This is a genomic window from Planctomycetota bacterium (genome assembly GCA_035384565.1).
In the GTDB taxonomy this organism is placed as follows: domain Bacteria; phylum Planctomycetota; class PUPC01; order DSUN01; family DSUN01; genus DAOOIT01.
Window position 1 is genome coordinate 81,529 of the sequence record DAOOIT010000004.1, and the last position, 17,633, is coordinate 99,161.

The window sequence follows — 17,633 nt, forward strand, 5'->3', positions numbered from 1 at the left end:
GCCAGGATTTTACGGAAAACGCCTGCGCGAGTCAACTCAAGATTGTCAGAGGTCAGTGATGCCTATGTGTCGTATACCGTTGGATAGTACCGCGGACAGGGCGGATGTCCCTCGGTCAGGGGAGGCGGACCCGCAGCCGCCCGCCCTGGACCTCCAGGTTGCCCTGGAGCTGCCGGGGCGCCACATTCCAGCCGCCGAGCGTGAGGGAAAGAGTCGTCGGCTGGCCTGCGCCCGCCGCGTGAGCAGGGCCCAGGCTCTCGATGCGAATCACGCGGCTCTCGCCCGGCAGCAGGGCCAGGAAGTTGTCGGAGTACGTGAGGTCGGCCGCGCCGTGCCCCGCCGCCTGGAGGCTCACAAGGAACGCAAGGGCGGGCGACACGTTGCGGACCTCCGCCGCCGCGGCGTCGCCGTCCTGCCTCAGGCGGGCGTCGAGCGTGGCGGGCTCCAGGCGGTCGAGGGCCTGGAACGGGGTCGGCCCGGCGGAGGCGATCAGGCGGACGAGCTCGCCGTGAGGCCGGCGCGCGAGGTAGCCGAGCAGCCCCGCGGTGAAGCGTGCGATATCGCTCCAGGCGGCCAGCTCGCTGTCCAGCCGCGCCCCGAGTACCAGCACCCGTCCCTGGCCGTGGCGCCCCTCGATGACCAGCGGGCGCCGGCCCTCGAGTTCCACGAGCACGTCGGCCTCGGGCAGTGGCTCGAGCGCCTCGCGCGGCGACACGGCCGGGCAGAGAGCGAACGCCAGGCGGGCGACCGCGGGATGGTCGGGCATCGCGGCCATGGGTACGCTCGCGGGACCTGCCGCCCCGGCGGCGCAGCGGACGGGCAGCGCCGACGCCAAGGCGGAGTCGAACAGCGCGCGGTCCGTTCCCTCGACGAGCAGGCCGCAGCCCTTCGACACGGCGGCGGCCACGGCCCTCAGGTCGTCGTCCGTGAACTCGGCGAACACCGTGGCGGTGTTCACCACGATGGCGTCGTAGCCGCTGAAATCGAGACGCGGCCTCTCGGCGGGGTCGGGCCCGGGCGCCGTCGAGGGCTCGCTGGCGGGCGCGTGCTGCGGCCGCTGGGCCGCGATGCCCGTGGCGGCGAGGAAAGCCTCGTCGGCCAGCAGCCCGGGCGGCCGCGCCCCGAACCAGGCCACGCGCAGCCCCCGCCCAGCGGCTTCGCCCTTCGGCGGCGTGACGCCGATCCAATAGAGGTTCGAGGCGAGTGTCTGGCCGCTCGCATCGGTGAGGCCCAGGTGCAGGAAGCACACGTCGCCGGCCAGAGCCCAGCCCGCGCTCCAGTCGAAGACGAGCGGGCGCGCGACGACGGCCTGCTCGGCGTCGAAGCGGCACTCGCGCAGGAACAGGCGGCGCATCGAGCGGTCGAACACGGTGGCCACGGCTCGGACGTTGCGCAGCGGCGAGGGGCGGCTCTCGACACAGACCTCGACGTGCAGGCTGGCGCCCGCGGCTACGCACGGCGGCTGGTCGGACCCGAAATCGGCGAAGATACTCACGTCGGCGAGCGCGCGCCGCAGGAAAAAGCCGGCCGGCTTCGGCGTCCCCGCGGCATCCACGAGTGCGGGGGAGGCGGCGGGCGCCGGCTCGTCGAGCTGCCAGAAGACCTCGGCCGCGGGCGCAAGGCGATGGCGCTCGGCGGCGGCGCGCACAGCAGCGGCCTGGGCGGCCTGGGCCTTGAGGATGTGCTGGCGGGCCGATTGCGAGGGGCCGTAGGGCGCGGCGCCGCGGGCCGACGCGATGGCCCACGTCTCGCCGCTCGGCCAGCCGGGGTCCCCTCGCTCGTCCAGGCAGAGGGCCGAGGGCGAGGCGAGGCCCGGCACGTGGCGCAGGCTGGCGCCCAGCCAGTGGGTGCGGCCAGCGGCGTCGGGGCGGGTCGTCCAGAGCGCGGCGGGGCCCGTCCTCGGGCTGTCGCCGACGAGGCGGCGCGTGGGGTCGAGCCGCTGGCAGAGGGCCGCGGTGTCGGCCGTCAGGCGCGGGTCGGGCGTCCCGCCCGGTGCGCCGCCCACGCACCACGCGACGAGCGACGGATGCGACCGAATGCGGCGCACGGCGGCAGCGGCGTTGGCCAGGTACTCGTCGGCGCTGACGCCGTGGCCGTCGCCGGCGAGGGGAAGCTCCTGGAGGACCAGGAACCCCTCGCGGTCGCACAGGCTGTAGAACAGGTCGGTCTCGGCCAGGCCGCCGCCCGCGACGCGCAGGGTGTTGAAGCCGCACTCGCGGGCGCGGGCGAGCAGGCGCTCGTAGCGGGCCGCGTCGAGCCGCAATACCGCGTCGGCCGGCAACCACATCGCGCCGAGAATGTCCACCCCCTGGCCGTTCACGCGCAGGCGGGCGATGCCATCATAGGGGGCAAGTTCAATCGAGCGGATGCCGAACGTGAGCGCTGTCTCGTCTGATACGGCGCCGCCGTCGAGCCTCACGCTCGCGGTGAGATGATAGAGCGATTGTTCACCCAGGCCGCGCGGCCACCAGAGCTTCGGCCTCGGCAGCACGACCTCGACCTCGACGCGACACGCCTTGTTCCCCTCCACCGTCGCCTTCTGCTCAAACGCGACCGTGGGCGGGGTGTCCCCGTCCCGTGGCTCGCGGCGTGGGGACACGCCGCCCACGAGCACGACTTCCAGCTTCTCACTCACGAGGCTCACGATCTCGGTGCTCACGCGCAGGCGCGCCGCGGCGTCGGTCAACTCAACGGTCTCGATGGCGAGGTCGCGCAGCAGGCACGGCCCGGCGCTGCGGAGGCGCGCGGGCTGCCACAGGCCAAGCGGCGGCGTGCCGTGGTCGGCCAGCGCCTGCGCGGTGACGAGCCGGCGGGCTGGCGCAGAGCGGAACGGCTCGCCGCCCTTGACGAAGTCGGCGGGCGAGCCGACGACTCGCACGGCCACTGTGTTGCGTTCGCCCAGCTTCGCGCCGAGCGTGGCGTCGAAGCGGCCTGGGACGAACGGCCCGGTGGAGCGGCCGACCCAGCGGCCGTTGAGCCAGGCGTCGGCCTGATAGGCGGCGCCGTCGAGTTCCAGCCAGATGGAGCGCCCCGCCCAGTTGCGCGGGATATCGAGTTCGCGCCAGTACCACCACTCGGTGTCGGCCACGTCGCGCAGCATCGCCTCATCCCGTGGCCCCACGCCTAGAGCCGAGTAGACGGAGCCTGGGACCGGCGCCGCGATGGCCTCGGCCTGCGCCGCGGGGCTTACGCGGTGGGCTTCGCGGCCGATGCCCGCGCCCACGGGGAAGCCAGCCAGGCGCCACACGCCATCGAGCGGCAGGTTCTCGACGAGCTGCTCGGCCCTGTCGGCCTTCGGGCGCACGGCCATGCGGTTGTGCAGCGGCTCGCCCACGCGCGCGATGGCCCAGTCGGCGGGGCCGCTGAGCCAACGCGGGCCACTGCGGCGGTGCATTTTGAGCTCCAGGTGCCGGACGCCAGGGATGGGCACGTAGAGGTGCCGCGGTTCGCTGTTCCACTTCATGCGCCCGGTCTGGAAGAGCATGCGGCCGTCGCCCACGACCATGAACTCGAACGACTCGGCCTCGTCGCGGGCCTTCGAGACGGCGGCCTCGCCCTCGAGGTCTGAGCCGACCACGGCTTCGAAGATCGAGAACCGGCCGTCGAGGTTGAAGCCGATCTCGCAGTTGGGGTGGATGCCCAGGCCGCGCTCGAACGTGCGGCCGCCCAGCGTGAGCGGGAAGGCGTTGAAGCTGCGGTCGCGCGCCACGCAGCCCTTCTCGGGCCGCGTGTAGGCGGGCTCGAGGTCGCTGAGGAACAGCTCGCCCACGCCCTCGGGCGGCGTGCGGTACTCGGGCGTGCGGCGCGGCGGGCGGGCGCGGCGCAGCTTCTCATCGCCGGTCACGTACCAGTCGGTGTTCAGCCGCCAGTCGTTGTCGAAGTAGCCGATGGCCAGGGCCGTCTCGGGGCTGTAGGTGAGGTTGTCGAAGACCTCGAAGTCGGCCCAGTGGAAGCCGTCGAGGATGCCCCAGTCGAACCAGTTGCCGAAGCGGCCGATGATCTCGAAGACCCCGCGCCACGTGGTGCCGGTGAAGAGGACGGCGTAGCGCTGGGGGTTCAGAGGATTGGGGTAAACGAGCTTGAGGCCCAGGTCGTCGCCCTCGTAGCGCTTGTCGCCGAAGACGATGCTCTTGCCCTCGACGCGGATGGGCAGCTTGGGCATCACGCGGGGGATGAGGCTGTTGGTGGCCGGGTCGCCGACGAGGATGAGGCTGCACCGCGCGATGTCGTCGTCGGTCACCTCGCGGTCGGGCTTGATGCGGCACTTGCCGCGCGCCCAGCGGTTCCAGAAGTCGGCGAGCAGGCGGGCCTCGTCGGCGGCCACGCGCTTGGCCCGCTCATCGTCGCCGCTGGAGCCGAAGACGATGAGGAAGCTGGTCATGAAGGCGTGCTCGACGGGGCCTTCGAGCGCGGCCGTCTTGTGCAGGCCCTCGAGCTCCTTCGAGGGTGCCCACTTGCCGCCCTGCTTGCGCAGGCGCAGCCAGCCGCCGTCGGGGACCTTGCCACGGTACTGCTCGGCGCCGTCCACGCGCACGCGGATCGGCTGGGCGGGGTCGAAGAGCGGGGCGCCGAGGTGGAGCGAGAACTCCTCGAGGTTGTCGGTGTTCACGCTCACGGAGGACTTGTCGAGCGCCTCGGCTTCGATGCGGGCGAAGGCGAAGGCCCGTTCGAAGCGGTGGAGGCGCACCCAGTAGGCGCCGGGGTGGCGTCGCCAGGCGGTCTTGAAGATGACGCGCTTGGGCCAAGGGTTGCGCTTCTGCTCGCGGAGCCACTTGAGCATCTCCGAGACCTTGTCACCTGGCACGCCGTGGCCGGCGCCGGGGATTTCGACGTAGTTGCACGGTGCCCCCGCCTTGAGGAGTTCGGCGGCCATCGAGCGGCTGTGGTCGCAGGGCACCACGTTGTCCTTGTCGCCGTGGAGGGGCATCGAGGGCAGGTTGAGCAGGTTTTCGGCGAAGAAGGCGGGGCTTTCGGTTGCCTCGACCCAGGCCTTCTTGGGGCTCATCCAGGTGGGTTCGCGTTCGCCCCAGCCCCACAGGCGTTCCCACACACGGTGGTCGGCGTTGCCGCACACGGGGCCGAGGGCGGCGAAGCGGTCGGGGAAGTGCACGCCCACCTGCCACGAGCCCGAGCCGCCCATCGAGAAGCCGTACAAGACAACGCGGTCGGGGTCTATGCTCAAGCGCGCCTGGACATCCTCGACCACGCGCACCACATCCAGTTCGCCCCAGAGCTTGTAATCGGTGTTTCCGCGGCCGTCGGGCGCAGCGACCACGAAGTCCTCAAGCTCCTTGGGTGGCCCGCCGATGCGGTAGTTGCCGCCGAGGCCGTGGAGCTGGACCGCCAGCGGCCACTTGCGGTCGGGCGAGTAGTCCTTGGGCAGCCAGAGCGAGTAGGGCTGGTCCGTGTCGTCGAGGTCGCAGCGGTAGTACCAGGTGGCGACCTTGCCGCGCTCGAGGGGCTGTCCTGCAAGACAGGGGCAGGCGGCGAGGAGGAGCGTCAGGATGATCTGGAAGCCGTGATTCGTAACCCGAAATCCATCACTGGAAGAGAGCCAAGAGGCGAGACGCCTTCGCGGGCGGCCCACCGACCAGCTCTCTCCTGCTCTTCGCCAGTCACGCATCACGAATCACGCATTACGGGTTTCGGGTTCGGGTCAAAGTCGCCGCAAAGACGTGCATGTTCCGCTCCCTGGGGAGCGTGATGGCCATGAGCTTGCGCCGGGGGTCGAGGGGGACGCGCCAGGCGACGAGGCCGCACTCGCGGGCCTCCTCTTTGCCATCGGCCGTGTGGATGGCCGGGAGGCGAAGCACGTCAATCTCGCCCGCCGCGGGCTTCGAGAGCCAGTCGGCCAGGCGCAACTCGCCCTGGGCCTGGCCGTCCTCATAGTCAATGGTCAAGAGGGCCGTGCGGGCGCCGTCGTGACAGGCGCCGAGGAACCAGACGGCATCGAACGCCTCGTAGGGCTTGGCGAGCTGGAGCCGCTGGCCGTCGCACAGGACGTTGTTGCGCAGGCGGTCGTCTTTGTCGGGGAAGCGGAAGGTGACGGCCGGGTGGCCAGGGACCTCGATGAGTGCGTCCTTCTTGGGCAACAGGTCGGCGATGAGGCTGCTGCCCTCGCGGCGGCTGGGGAAGTCGAAGTTGCCCTCGGTGGGGTTGGCTCGCCACGAGAGGCCGTCGTTGTTGAAGTGGCCGGCGAGGGCGTCGAGGTGAACGCACTCGACATCGCGCACTGTGGACGGCGTGGCCTCGCGCCGCGTGTCGGGGGACGGGGGTGCCCCGCCGACAAGGGGTCCATCGAGTGGCTGCACCTTCAGCTCAGCCTTGCCGTCCTTCTTCTCCAGCGAGAGTCTGGCCCGATGGCGGGCGAGGACGCGGCCGGCGGCGCTCTGAAGCTCGGCGACGAACTCGATGTCGCCGGGTTTGTCGGTGCGCCATTCGACCTCGCCGCGGCCGGGCGGGGCGCCGCCGTCCACGGCCCGGGGTTGTTCCGGGCTCAGGGGCACGATGCCCGAGGCACCTTGGATTGTGGGCGGCGTGTCCCCCCGCCGAGGGTCTTCGCGGGACGGGGACGGCCCACCCACAATCGCCGCCCGCCACGCAATGCGATGGCCAGCCAGCGAGTAGCACGGGAGGCGCTGGGCGACGGGCGAGGCGAGCTGGACTTCGAAGCGGCTCTTGAGGACAAAGGTCTCCCCGTCCATCCGCGCCTCGTGGCGCGGCTCCTTGAGGGCGAAGGGGCCGAGACGCCTCTCGGCCAGGGCGAACTGGGCCTCGTCGGCGTCCAACTCGAACGCGAGCGCCGCGACGGTCGAGCGGCGCTCGGCTTCGCGGCCGCGATGGGCGAGCGAGGCGTCGAGCCGCCCGAGGTCGCCGGCCTCGGTCACGCGGTCGAACAGAAGGAGAACCCTGCCGGCGGCGTTCCGCACGAGGTCGTCGAGCCGGCGGCCGTAGCCATCGTCGTCCTCGCGGCCAGCCTTGGTGACGAAGCTGGCGAGGAGGAAGTCAAAGCCTGCCGCATCGGCGGCCAGGTCGGGCGCGGGACAGCCGATGGGCAGCCGCGGCGTCAGTTCGCGCAGGCGGTCGCGAGTGGCGGGAGCCGTCTTGAAGTCGCCCCGCACCGCCCAGCCCCACACGCAGGGGTGGCGTAGGGCCTCGGAGGCCAGGGCGGCCAGCGTCTCCTGCGCGCCCGGCGCCTCGGGCGCGAGGGCCGGTGCATCGAGGAACGCGACAATGCCCTCCCCGTCGCAGAAGTCCAACAGTTCATCCAGGGCCGGACCTCCCGCGGGCTTGGGACCTGCGGGAGGTCGGGGCGTATCCAGCCTTTGCGCCAGCGCGCTTGCCTGGCCGGGCTGGGTGCACAGGGGTGTGGCGCCGCGGACGCTGCGCGCGATAGCCGCGAGGCGGAAACCCTCACGGTTCAGGAGCCAGCGGCCGGCGGCGGCCTCGACGGAACGCAGGCCGACGCGGCGGACGACCTGACGGACGGGCTGGCCGTCGCGCGTCTGGAGCGTGGCCGTCAGGCGGTAGAGGAAGGGATCATCGGGTCGCCACAGGCGGCTGGGCTGCGGCTCGAACGCGTGGGCCACACTGACCGACTGGCCGGGGTCGAGCCGCACGTCGCTGCCGCGCCGCCACACGGGGCGGGGGTTGGCGGCTGGGTCATCGGGCTCGAAGGCGAGTTCGACCCTGCCCTCGAAGCGTTCGCGGCTGTGATTCGCCGCCTCGAGGGTCACATCCACCACCCCTCCCGAGGTGAGGCATGACACGTAAGCATCCATCCTGCCCACTGTTACAGCACTGGAAGCCTCGAGCCAGCAGGCCTCGAGGCCGGGGCGCTCGGGCTCGCCGGGCGCGGCAATAGCCACCAGCGCCGTGTTGCGGGCGCCGGGGCGTACGGCTCTGGCCGCGTCGAGCCGCACGTCGAGCGCGCTGGGGGCTCGTGCGCCCAGCGGCTGCCCATTGAGCCACACCCACACCGTGCCACCCGACGGGCGGAGCACCAGGCTCACCCGGTAGCCTGCCCAGGCCGCGGGCACCGCGAAGCTCGCCTGGTAGAGGCCGCACGGCTCGGCCTCCTGCCTGTGCGGCAGCGCGACGCTCCGCCACTCGGAGGGCACGTGGTCAATCGAGGGTGGAGCCTCCGCCGGCGCGTACTCCCAGCCAGAGCGCACCGCGAGAACGTGGGTGGCGTCGGGAGGGACGTCGGCCGCCGCACACACGGTTGCCGCAAGCCATGCCAACAGTCGAAGCGCTCGCGTGGGCATCCCGCCTCCGTCGCGCGTGCGTCGCCTCAGGGTCGCCGGCCAGTCACGCGCGTGATTCTAGCAGACCCGCACGCCCCGATCAAGGAGGCAGGGCTGGGGGAGTGGGCTGGGAGTGCAGGGAGACCGTCGCTGCCCCAGACGCGCCGGAGGCCGCCTCGTGCATAATAGAGGTGTACAGCTCTAGTGACGGAGACCTCTGGCCAGAGAAAGCCTTTCGGCAACAGGAGCCAGTCTCCATGGCCGCACGCGCAGGGGAAGTCGGTGCTTGATCGTGCCCAGCCTGCGCGATACAATACGCTGGACGCAGGGGAACAGGGCTGGGGGGACACAGGGAGCGGGACAGGGCAAGAGGAGCAGGCACGTGGTTCGTTACCGCATGGTGATATACTATGAGGACAAGGCCACGAACACGCGGGTGGCCCAGAACATCATCGCCATCGCGCACGACGACCGCTCGGCGATCGAGCTGGTGAAGAGCCAGATCAGCCCTGAGGCGGTCGGCGGTCGGCTGGCGGCCATCCACGTGGCCGAGAAGGCCCCTGTCTCGACGGGTATTGTCTACCGCGGCGACCCCTACATCCCCTTCCGCTGGCCGACCAGCGAGGCTACGTCGAGGTCGAACGAGTAGGCGTCGCCGTGCGGCCGTCGCGTTCCGGTTACAGGGAGGCATGGCTTCTGTGCCCCTCACCCCTTGCGGGTGAGCGGAAGTGGGCGTACTGTTCAGGTGGGCCGAGGCGCCGATGCTCGCTGGAGATGCCATGCTGCGCTACAAGATGACGGCCTTCTACGAGGATAAGACCAACGCCACCCGCGTCGCCCAGTCCGTGGTCGTGATCGGCCCGGACGTGCAGGCCGCGGTCAATGCGGTCAAGGAGACCCTCGCCCCTCGCGCCCAGGGCGGCCACATTGTGGCGGTCGAGGTGAAGGAACAGCACAAGATCGAAACCGGCGTGGTGTTTGTGGGCGAGCCGTACATTCCGCTGCACTGGCCGCTCACGAACCGCAAGCGGCGCGCCGCCGTGCACGATGCGCCCCACGCCGCCGCCGAACCGCCGGCAGAGCCTGTCGAGGAACTCCCCACCGAGGAGTTTGCCACCGCATCCCCCCCGCCCGACGAAGAGTCGTACGACAGCATCTGATGCCGGCCCTCTCCCTGGACGCCCGCCACGGGCGGAAGCCCGCACGGCGAACACCGCCGGCCGCGGGAACCTCCCGCGGGTTGCGAACCGCGGGAGGTCGAGGATGCGGAAACCCGCGCCACGAACGCCTCCGCCGTCTGAGACGCGTGCCCGAGGCCCCCGCGTCATTCGGCTGAAGTGTTGCCAGCCGGGCTTGACATGCCCTGGCCTTCGGCTACAGTGGTGCCGTGGGAGGCGAGCCCCGTGCCAGGAGACCACATGTTCCCGTCCATCTTCACCGACGAGCTGGGTCTGGACTTCGCCGATACGCTGCCGATTCTCAAGGCGTGGGGCCTCGGGCACTGCGACCTGCGCGGCCGCGTGTTCCGCAAGGCCTTCGAGGACCTGACGCCCGACGAGCTGGCCGAGGTGAAGAAGCTCCTCGACCGCCATGGGATGAAGATCGGCTGCCTCCAGTCGTCGCTGGCCAAGGTGCACCTGCCCGAGGGCGAGCGCCTGAGGGCCGAGGCGGCGAAGCTCGAGGGCATCGTCCGCGCCGCCGACGTGCTCGGCTGCCGACTCGTGCGCTCCTTCTTCTACTGGCAGCCGCCGCGCGAGTTGGAGGGCCAGCTCGCCGTCCGGCCCGACGAGCTTCAGAAGGCCCTCGACCGCTTCGCCCCCCTGGCCGACCGTGCGCGCCAGGCCGGCCTCGTGCTCGGCTTCGAGAACTGCGGCACCACGCCCGACGAGTGCTTCGCCGTGCTCGATGCCCTCGGGGTGCCGGCCTGGGGCTTCGCCTGGGATGTGCACTCGAGCTGGCACTGCGACGAGCGCCGCCGCGACCAGGGCGCCTTTCTCATCCGCATGGCCCAGCGCGCCCGCCTCATCCACGTCAAGGCCCACGGAGCCGTGGCCGGCCTCGGCGAGCCGATCCCCTACGACAAAGTGCTTCAGACCGCCGACAACGCCGGCCTCCGCGGCCCCGTGAGCGCGGAGACCCACAACCCCGACCGCGGCGTGTCGCACGAGGAGATGTCGCGCCGCGTGGTCGAGGCCATTCAGAGGGCCTGGCCCACCGCCGCGCCCGGCGGCCTCTTCGACACGGGCCGGCGCACCGCCGCCGTCGTCCGCCCGTGGGCCAGCGACCCGGTGCGCTTCGTGGTCGTCGGCCTCGGCATGGGCCACAGCCGCTCGAAGATGATCCAGGAGACGCCCGGCGCCGCGCTTCTCGGCGTGTGCGACAAGGTCGAGGAGCGCGCCCGGCGCACCGCCGCCGAATGCCAGGTGCCCTATGAGACCGACGTGCGCCGCTGGCTCGACAACAGGGACGTCGAGGCCGTCTTCGTCCTCACAGAGACGGGCAATCACGCCGCCGTGGCCCTTCAGGCCCTGGAGGCGGGCAAGCACGTGCTCGTCACCAAGCCCATGGAGGCCAGCCTCGCCGCCTGCGACGCGATGATCCGCCTGGCCGAGAAGAAGGGCCTCGCGCTGGCCGTGGACTTCAGCCGCCGCGTGGAGCCCGGCCCGCTCTCGCTCCGGGCGGCGGTGGCCAGCGGCTGCCTCGGCCGCCTGCTCGGAGCCGACGCCTCGCTCAAGATCCTCCGCACGATGGACTACTTCCGCTCCAACGGCGGCTGGCGCGGCACCCGCCGCTGGGACGGCGGCGGCGTGCTCTCGAACCAGAACATCCACCACCTCGACGAGCTGGCCTTCATCCTCGGCGTGCCGCAGAAGGTCCGCTGCAACATCTGGACCCAGGACCACGACATCGAGGCCGAGGACCTGGGCGTGGCCACCTGGCTCTATGCCAACGGCCTCGTGCTCACGCTCTACGCCACATCGTCCTATCCGCACTCCACCTGGTACTTCCGCTTCGAGCTGCACGGCACGCAGGGGGCCGTCATTCAGGCGGCGGGCGGCCCCTTCGACCGCCCGATGGAGCGCTGGTTCCTCGACAACGCCTGGGGCGACAAGCCCCCCGCCCGCGCCGAGAGCGAATGGCTGAACAACGTGGACAACTTCGCCGCCCACCTGCGCGCGGGCGCGAAGCTCACCAGCGACGGCCGCGAAGGCCGCCGCTCCCAGGCCATCCTCGACGCCATGTACCGCTCGGCCCTCGAAGCCGACGGCGGCTGGGTCGAGGTGAGGCCAGAGCTGGACTGAGGAGGACGAGCGGGGAGGAAACCCCTCTTGAAAGAGGCGTTTCCTCCCCAGCCCCTTCCTTCCCGAGAACTTCTCCCCTGGTCGGCAGCGGGCCGCCCGCTGCCGACCAGGGCAAGAGTCCTTGAGGAGGGGTGCGGGGAGGAACTGCCTTGCAAGAAGTTCCTCCCCGCCCTCTGTGCCTGCGATCCTGACTCGTAACCACGTGGGACGGAGGAGACGACCATGCAGGAGAAGGTGCAGTACGAGCGGCTGCTTCCCCACGAGTTCGAGGCGCGCATCACCGCCTGCCCCGTGGTCTACGTGCCCGTCGGGTCGCTGGAGTGGCACGGCGAGCACATGGCCCTGGGCAACGATTCGCTGAAGATGCACGCCCTGTGCTGCGAGGCGGCGCGCGTGGGCGGCGGCATCGTCTATCCGCCCATCTACTACAACATCCCCGGCGTGTGCAGCGCCGACCCCGCCCGCTACCGGCACGACTGCACGTTCATCGGCGAGCCGGCCGTGCAGCGCACGCTCCTTCACGCCACGCTCCACGCCCTGGAGCGCACGGGCTTCCAGGTGGCCATCCTCACCACGGGCCACACGCCCGGCGAACAGATTCAGATGATGCGCGACGTGGCCGCCGCCTACGACGGCGCGATGAAGGTCCACGGCACCTGCGACATGGACTTCGGCAAGGAGATCAATTTCACCAGCGACCACGCGGCGATGTGGGAGACCTCGCTCCTGTGGCACTTTGAGCCCGGCCTGGTGGACCTCACGCAGCTCAGCCGCGACCTCGCCGTGAAGCCGTTCAACGTGTACGGCAAGGACCCGCGTGTCGAGGCATCGCCCGGCCTGGGCGCCCGGGCCGCCGCCGTCATCGCCCGCGACATGGCCGCCCTCGCCGCACGATTGCTCCAGGGAGCCTGAAAGGACGTGGGAGTTCGTAGTGCGGGCTTCAGCCCGCTCTGCTCGGATACGGCCTGAAGGCCGCACTGCGAACGGGAAGGGAGCGCGATGAGCAGCACCACCAACCGCCGCGAGTTCCTCGAGGAATCGGCCGCCGCGGCCGCGGGGGTCGCCCTGGCTGGCGCCGCCCTCGCCCCCGCCGTGCTCGAAGCGGCCCAGCCCGAGCCCACGAAGGCCCCCCGCCGGCCCAATATCATCCTGTTCCTCGTGGACGACATGGGCTGGCAGGATACGAGCGTGCCCTTCCACACGGCTCGCACGCCGCTCAACGACCGGTACCGCACGCCCGCCATGGAGCGCCTCGCCGCCACGGGCGTCAAGTTCACCCAGGCCTACGCCTGCTGCGTCTGCTCGCCCACCCGCGTGAGCCTGATGTGCGGCCTCAACGCCGCCCGCCACCGCGTGACGAACTGGACGCTCCACCACAAGAAAGGCCCGGACGCCCCGCACCCGACCCTCGACTTCCCCGCCTGGAACACCGGCGGCCTGTGCATGACGCCGGGCGTCGAGCGCACCGTCCACGCCGTCACCTTCCCCGCGCTCCTGCGCGAGGCGGGCTACCGCACGATCCACGTGGGCAAGGCTCACCTGGGCGCCGTGGGCACGCCCGGCGCGGACCCGCGCCACCTGGGCTTCGACGTCAACATCGCCGGCCACGCCGCCGGCGGGCCCGGCTCCTACCTCGGCACCCAGAACTTCTCCGCCGCCTGGCGCGGCGGCGACCGCGTGTGGGACGTGCCCGGCCTCGAGGCCTACCACGGCCAGGACATCTTCCTCACCGAGGCGTTGACGCGGGAGGCCCTCAAGCAGCTCGACCAGGCCGCCAATGCCGGCGCCCCGTTCTTCCTTTACATGTCGCACTATGCCGTGCACGTGCCGTTCGCGCCCGACGCGCGCTTCATCCAGCGCTACCGCGACGCCGGGCTCGACGAAACCGAGGCCATGTACGCCGCCCTCGTCGAGGGCATGGACAAGAGCCTGGGCGACCTCCTGGCCTGGCTCGACCGCACGGGCCTCGCGGCCGGCACCGCCGTGCTCTTCATGTCGGACAACGGCGGCCTCTCGGCCCACGGCCGCGGCGGGCCGCCCCACACCCACAACGCCCCGCTCTCCAGCGGCAAAGGCTCGGCCCACGAGGGCGGCATCCGCGAGCCCATGATCGTCCGCTGGCCGGGCGTCACCCTGCCCGGCACCGTCTGCGACCGCCGCGTGATCATCGAGGACTTCTTCCCCACGATTCTCGACATGGCCGGCGTCACCGGCTGGCAGGACAAGGTGGGGATAGACGGCGCCAGCTTCGCCCCATTGCTTCGCCAGGGCGGCACCCGCGAAGACCGCCCCTTCTTCTGGCACTACCCCAACCACTGGGGGCCGACCGGTCCGGGCATCGGGCCCCACAGCGCCGTGCGCAAGGGCGACTGGAAGCTCATCTACTACCACGCCGACCGGCGGTTCGAGCTGTTCAACGTCGCCGCCGACATCGGCGAGACCACCAACCTGGCCGACGACCAGCCCGAGCGCCTGGCTGCCATGGCTGCCGAGCTCACCGCCTACCTCGCTTCCGTCTCCGCCCAGATGCCCACCGACAAGCGCACCGGCAAACCCGTCCCCCTGCCCACCCTCTGACCCCAATGGCGTGAAGATGGGCACCGCCGCCTGAAGGCGGGACGCCGAACGTCCGGGAGAGGCGTCCCCATGCGGAGCGTAGGGACGAGAAGAGGGACGGGAAGAGGCGGGGCCCCATACTGTATCAACTGTGTGGGGGAGAGTGAGCAAGTATGGACAAATGGGCGAGAACGGGCGATTCGAGAGGCTCCGGCCATACCGGTTCAGGCCGGAAGATGAGCAAGTATGGACGGATGGGCGAGAATAGGCGATTCAAAGGGCTCCGGTCGCGCCGGGCCGGTCCGCGGGATGAGCCGGTATGAGGGGAGCCGCCGCGGGCATGAGCGTGAGGGGGAAACCAAAGGATCCCCTGCGTGCGGAAGAGGGCTCATTTCTTGCCGAGGAGAGCCTTGAGCTTGCCAAGAAGGCCCTCGGGCTTGGCCTTGGCCGCCTCGGCCTGGGCCTCGGGGGTCTCTTTGACCTCCACGTAGCCGAAGGTGAAGTCGGCAACGGCCTTGATGCCCTCGACGCGCGGGTCGTCGGTGAAATCCTTGAGTTGCTGGGGGGTCATCTTGTCGAGTTCGGCGGGGTGGACGTTGTGGAATCGGAGGACGCAGATGCGGTCGCCCTCGTGGAGGGGGTGGCGGCCCTTGATGCGGCGGAAGTTGACGTAGGTGCCGCGGGCCGACACGTCCTCGACGTAGTACGACTGGGTGCCCGGGGCGCAGGCGATGCGGGCGTGGTGGCGTGAGACCACGTTGTTGTCCACGTGGATGTTCGCGTCGGGGGCGCGGCCGAGAATGTTCTCGCGCCGCAGGACGATGTAGCGGGTGCGGTCAATGTTGTCGTGGACCTGTGCGACTTTGGGCATCCGTGGCGCCTCCTTTGTGTCACGGCCTGCTGGGCGAAGCGGGCTTGCGCGCCGCACGTTCGATCGCCAGGAGCTCGAGGCGGTGGCGCCAGGCGGGAAGCTCGGCCTGGCTGCCGCGTCGGTTGCTGAGGGCCTCGTTGAGGGAGCCTTCGACGCACTCGACGGCCCGCCGCTTCAGGTCGAGGGTCACGGCGAGCCGCCCGGTGGCGGTCGCCCGGTCGAGGTCGGCCACGGGATCGGCGGCCGGGCGCACATGGCGGATCTCCAGGCTCAGGCGCGCCTTGCCGTTGCGGACGCTCTCGAAAGCTACGCGGTCCACGCCCGGGCGGGTGGGGTCCACCGGCGGCGCGGGGCGCCAGGCCTGCCCGGGCCGCCGCAGGAGGGGCAGGGCCGGGCCGTGGAGGAACTGGACGAGCCAGGCCAACTGGGCGAGCTCGGGGGGCATGCCCTCGGGCGGCCTGTCCACCGCGGCGAGGCCGAAGTAGCCGGTGCTCAGGACGCGGAGGCGGGCGCCGACGAAGCTGGCGCCGCCCTCGACGGGGCGGCCGGAGATGGCGGCGATGCCCACGGTGCCCTCGACGACATGGCCAGGGCGGACGGCGGAGACCACGTAATCGAAGTCCACGCAGGCGAAGGCGCGGCCCGGCTGGCCGCCGTCGGTGGAGTAGCGGTAGCGGAGCACGTCGCCCGGCTCCAGCTTGGGCAGGAGCAGGTGGCCGGGGCCCGTGCCCGGGCCGGGGCTGTCGGGCAGGTCGTAGCTGGCAGGGTCGAGGGCCAACTGGCGGGCGAGCGCGTCGCAGGCGCCGGCATAGTCGCCGTTCCTCGCGCAGGCGGCGGCCAGGGCGCCGTGGTAGGCGGCGGTCTCGGGGCACCGCTCGATGGCGGCCCGGTAGCACGCAACGGCTCTCGGGTAGTTGCGCTCGGCGAGCGCGAGGTCGCCGAGCTGGGCCTGGAGGTCCGCCTCGGCGAGAGGGTGGCCCTGGGCCGAGGCGGCCTCGGCGAGGACGGCCCGGGCGTCGGCCGTGCGACCTGCGTCGCGGAGCGCGGCGGCGAGCTCGAGGCGCGCCGTGAGGCACGTGGGGAACCGCTCGATGCAGGCGCGCAGGCGCCGCTCGCGCTCGTCGAGGCCGGCATCGGGGGCGGCGTGCGCGGCGCAGCGTGCCGCGATAGCCTCGAGGGGCAGTTGGCCCGCGGCGAGGGCCTCGGCATCGGCCAGCAGCCAGAGGGTTTCGTGGGCGAGCCGACGGGAGGCGGCCCTCAAGAGGGCCAGCGCAGCGGCGGGCCGGCCGGCGAGCAGTTCGGCCTCGGCGGCTCGTCGGCGGAGGGCCGCGTCGGTGGGGCGGCTGGCCAGGGCCCCCGCGTAGATCTCCGCGGCCGGCGCGAACCGCCCCGCCGCGAAGAGGGAATCGGCCAGGGCGGATCGGATGACGAAGGACTCCGGCGCCAGCCCGTCGGCCTGCTGGAGGGGCGCCACGCGCGCCGCGGGGGGCAGGCGGCTCGCCTCCAGGAAGTGGCGGAAGGCCTCCGCGCCGAGGCGTCCGGCGGCCATCTCGGCCGCCGCCGCGCTCCAGGCCGTGGTGCCCAGGCGTCGGGCGGTGCGATGCCAGCCGCAGGCGAGGCAGCAGGCGGCCAGCCGGTCGCGCGCCTCGGGAGTGCGGGGGCCCTCGGGGTCGAGGGCAAGGACGCGCTCCAGCGAGGGAACGGCCTCGCGCCAGGCGGCGCGCGCCCACTGAAAGTCGGCCAGATGCCACCACAGGCGCGCGCTCGCGGGGCATCGGCGCACGGCCTCGGCCAGCGTCCGCTCCGCCTCGGCCGGCTCGTCGCGGCTCAGCAGGCACGCGAGCTCGAACCAGGCCGGCTCGAGGGCGCGGTCGAGCCGGAGCGCGCGGCGGCAGGCCTCGGCCGCGTCCCCCGGGCGGCCTGCGGCGGCCAGGGTGCGGGCCAGTTCCAGGTGGACCTCGGCCCGCTCGGGCTCCACGCTCGCCGCCATCTCCAGCGCGCGGCGCGAGGCGGCGAGATCGCGTGCGGCATCGGTGCGGTACAGGCGGCCCAGCTCGAGTTGCGCCGCGACGAGATCGGGGTCGAGCTCCACCGCCTTGCGGTAGCGCCGCAGCCGCGCCGCCGGGTCGTCCTCGGCATAGCCGGCGAGGAACTGGAGTTGCGCGTCCTCCGGCTCGGCGTTGACCTTGCGCTCGTACTCCTTCTGGACCACGGCCCGGGCCGTGGGAGACCGCAGGCGGATGTAAAGCAGGTGGGCCTGGAGGCAGTGGGGATTGGTCTCGAGCAGGTCCCGGAGCTTGTCAATCGCGTCCTCGGGCCTGTCACGGTCGGCGAGGGCCTGGGCGCGAGCGAGCGCCCGCTCGACGCGGCGGGGCGACAGGCTCGCCGCCTGCACCGCCGCGGCCGCGAGAAGACTCCCCAGCGCCGCACGTGCCGCCCATGCTCGACTGCTCACGATGGTGTGGCCATCCTTACCTGTCGGGGGCCGACGGAGTATTGCATAACAGGGTGGCTTGGGCAAGAGCCTCCCGGTACGAGAAATCCGGCCGCCAGGCGCACCCGCGAGCGCCGTGCACCAAACGGGGGATGCTTGCTTTGGGAGTCCCGCCTTCAGGCGGCGTTGCCGCTCTGCAAGGCACAACGCCGAATCCCCGAAAG

General features: G+C 71.7%; 9 protein-coding genes. 5 read left to right on the forward strand and 4 right to left on the reverse strand.

The genetic code is table 11. The annotated features are described in order from the left end of the window. Nucleotides 1-115: 115 nt before the first annotated feature. Together PLE19_02745 and PLE19_02750 are read right to left on the reverse strand one after the other, a co-directional pair. The gene (locus PLE19_02745) at nucleotides 116-5,587 is read right to left on the reverse strand and encodes an NPCBM/NEW2 domain-containing protein (protein ID HPD13835.1); all 5,472 of its coding nucleotides are present in this window, start codon (nucleotides 5,585-5,587) and stop codon (nucleotides 116-118) included. 49 nt (nucleotides 5,588-5,636) lie between these two features. Next, nucleotides 5,637-8,267 (reverse strand): hypothetical protein, encoded by a 2,631-nt coding sequence (locus tag PLE19_02750; GenBank protein ID HPD13836.1) that lies wholly within the window; start codon nucleotides 8,265-8,267, stop codon nucleotides 5,637-5,639. A gap of 361 nt (nucleotides 8,268-8,628) precedes the next feature. Between PLE19_02750 and PLE19_02755 the strand changes: the two genes are divergently transcribed. The 5 genes from PLE19_02755 (at nucleotide 8,629) to PLE19_02775 (ending at nucleotide 14,125) form a co-directional block, all read left to right on the forward strand. Further along, on the forward strand, nucleotides 8,629-8,895 hold the full coding sequence (locus PLE19_02755; GenBank protein ID HPD13837.1) for a hypothetical protein: 267 nt from the start codon (nucleotides 8,629-8,631) through the stop codon (nucleotides 8,893-8,895). A 130-nt stretch (nucleotides 8,896-9,025) separates the two neighbouring features. Next, nucleotides 9,026-9,406, forward strand: coding sequence for a hypothetical protein (locus PLE19_02760; protein HPD13838.1), 381 nt, complete (start codon nucleotides 9,026-9,028; stop codon nucleotides 9,404-9,406). 258 nt (nucleotides 9,407-9,664) lie between these two features. Further along, complete coding sequence (locus tag PLE19_02765) at nucleotides 9,665-11,548, forward strand: Gfo/Idh/MocA family oxidoreductase (GenBank protein HPD13839.1); 1,884 nt, start codon at nucleotides 9,665-9,667, stop codon at nucleotides 11,546-11,548. 222 nt (nucleotides 11,549-11,770) lie between these two features. Continuing rightward, nucleotides 11,771-12,460, forward strand: coding sequence for a creatininase family protein (locus PLE19_02770; protein ID HPD13840.1), 690 nt, complete (start codon nucleotides 11,771-11,773; stop codon nucleotides 12,458-12,460). 87 nt (nucleotides 12,461-12,547) lie between these two features. Then, on the forward strand, nucleotides 12,548-14,125 hold the full coding sequence (locus PLE19_02775) for a sulfatase (protein HPD13841.1): 1,578 nt from the start codon (nucleotides 12,548-12,550) through the stop codon (nucleotides 14,123-14,125). 367 nt (nucleotides 14,126-14,492) lie between these two features. Here the strand turns inward: PLE19_02775 and PLE19_02780 are convergent, their stop codons facing one another. Then, entirely contained in the window at nucleotides 14,493-14,975 is a 483-nt protein-coding gene (locus PLE19_02780; protein ID HPD13842.1) for an FHA domain-containing protein, read from the reverse strand. A 19-nt stretch (nucleotides 14,976-14,994) separates the two neighbouring features. Next, nucleotides 14,995-17,430: a tetratricopeptide repeat protein gene (locus PLE19_02785; protein ID HPD13843.1), complete on the reverse strand. Its 2,436-nt coding sequence runs from the start codon at nucleotides 17,428-17,430 to the stop codon at nucleotides 14,995-14,997. Nucleotides 17,431-17,633: the final 203 nt, after the last annotated feature.

Excerpts from the sequence above, each read along its gene's own strand:
- PLE19_02775 (HPD13841.1), top strand. The coding sequence starts at position 12,548 with ATGAGCAGCACCACCAACCGCCGCGAGTTCCTCGAGGAATCGGCCGCC.
- PLE19_02780 (HPD13842.1), bottom strand. The coding sequence starts at position 14,975 with ATGCCCAAAGTCGCACAGGTCCACGACAACATTGACCGCACCCGCTAC.
- PLE19_02760 (HPD13838.1), top strand. The coding sequence starts at position 9,026 with ATGCTGCGCTACAAGATGACGGCCTTCTACGAGGATAAGACCAACGCC.
- PLE19_02750 (HPD13836.1), bottom strand. The coding sequence starts at position 8,267 with ATGCCCACGCGAGCGCTTCGACTGTTGGCATGGCTTGCGGCAACCGTG.
- PLE19_02770 (HPD13840.1), top strand. The coding sequence starts at position 11,771 with ATGCAGGAGAAGGTGCAGTACGAGCGGCTGCTTCCCCACGAGTTCGAG.
- PLE19_02765 (HPD13839.1), top strand. The coding sequence starts at position 9,665 with ATGTTCCCGTCCATCTTCACCGACGAGCTGGGTCTGGACTTCGCCGAT.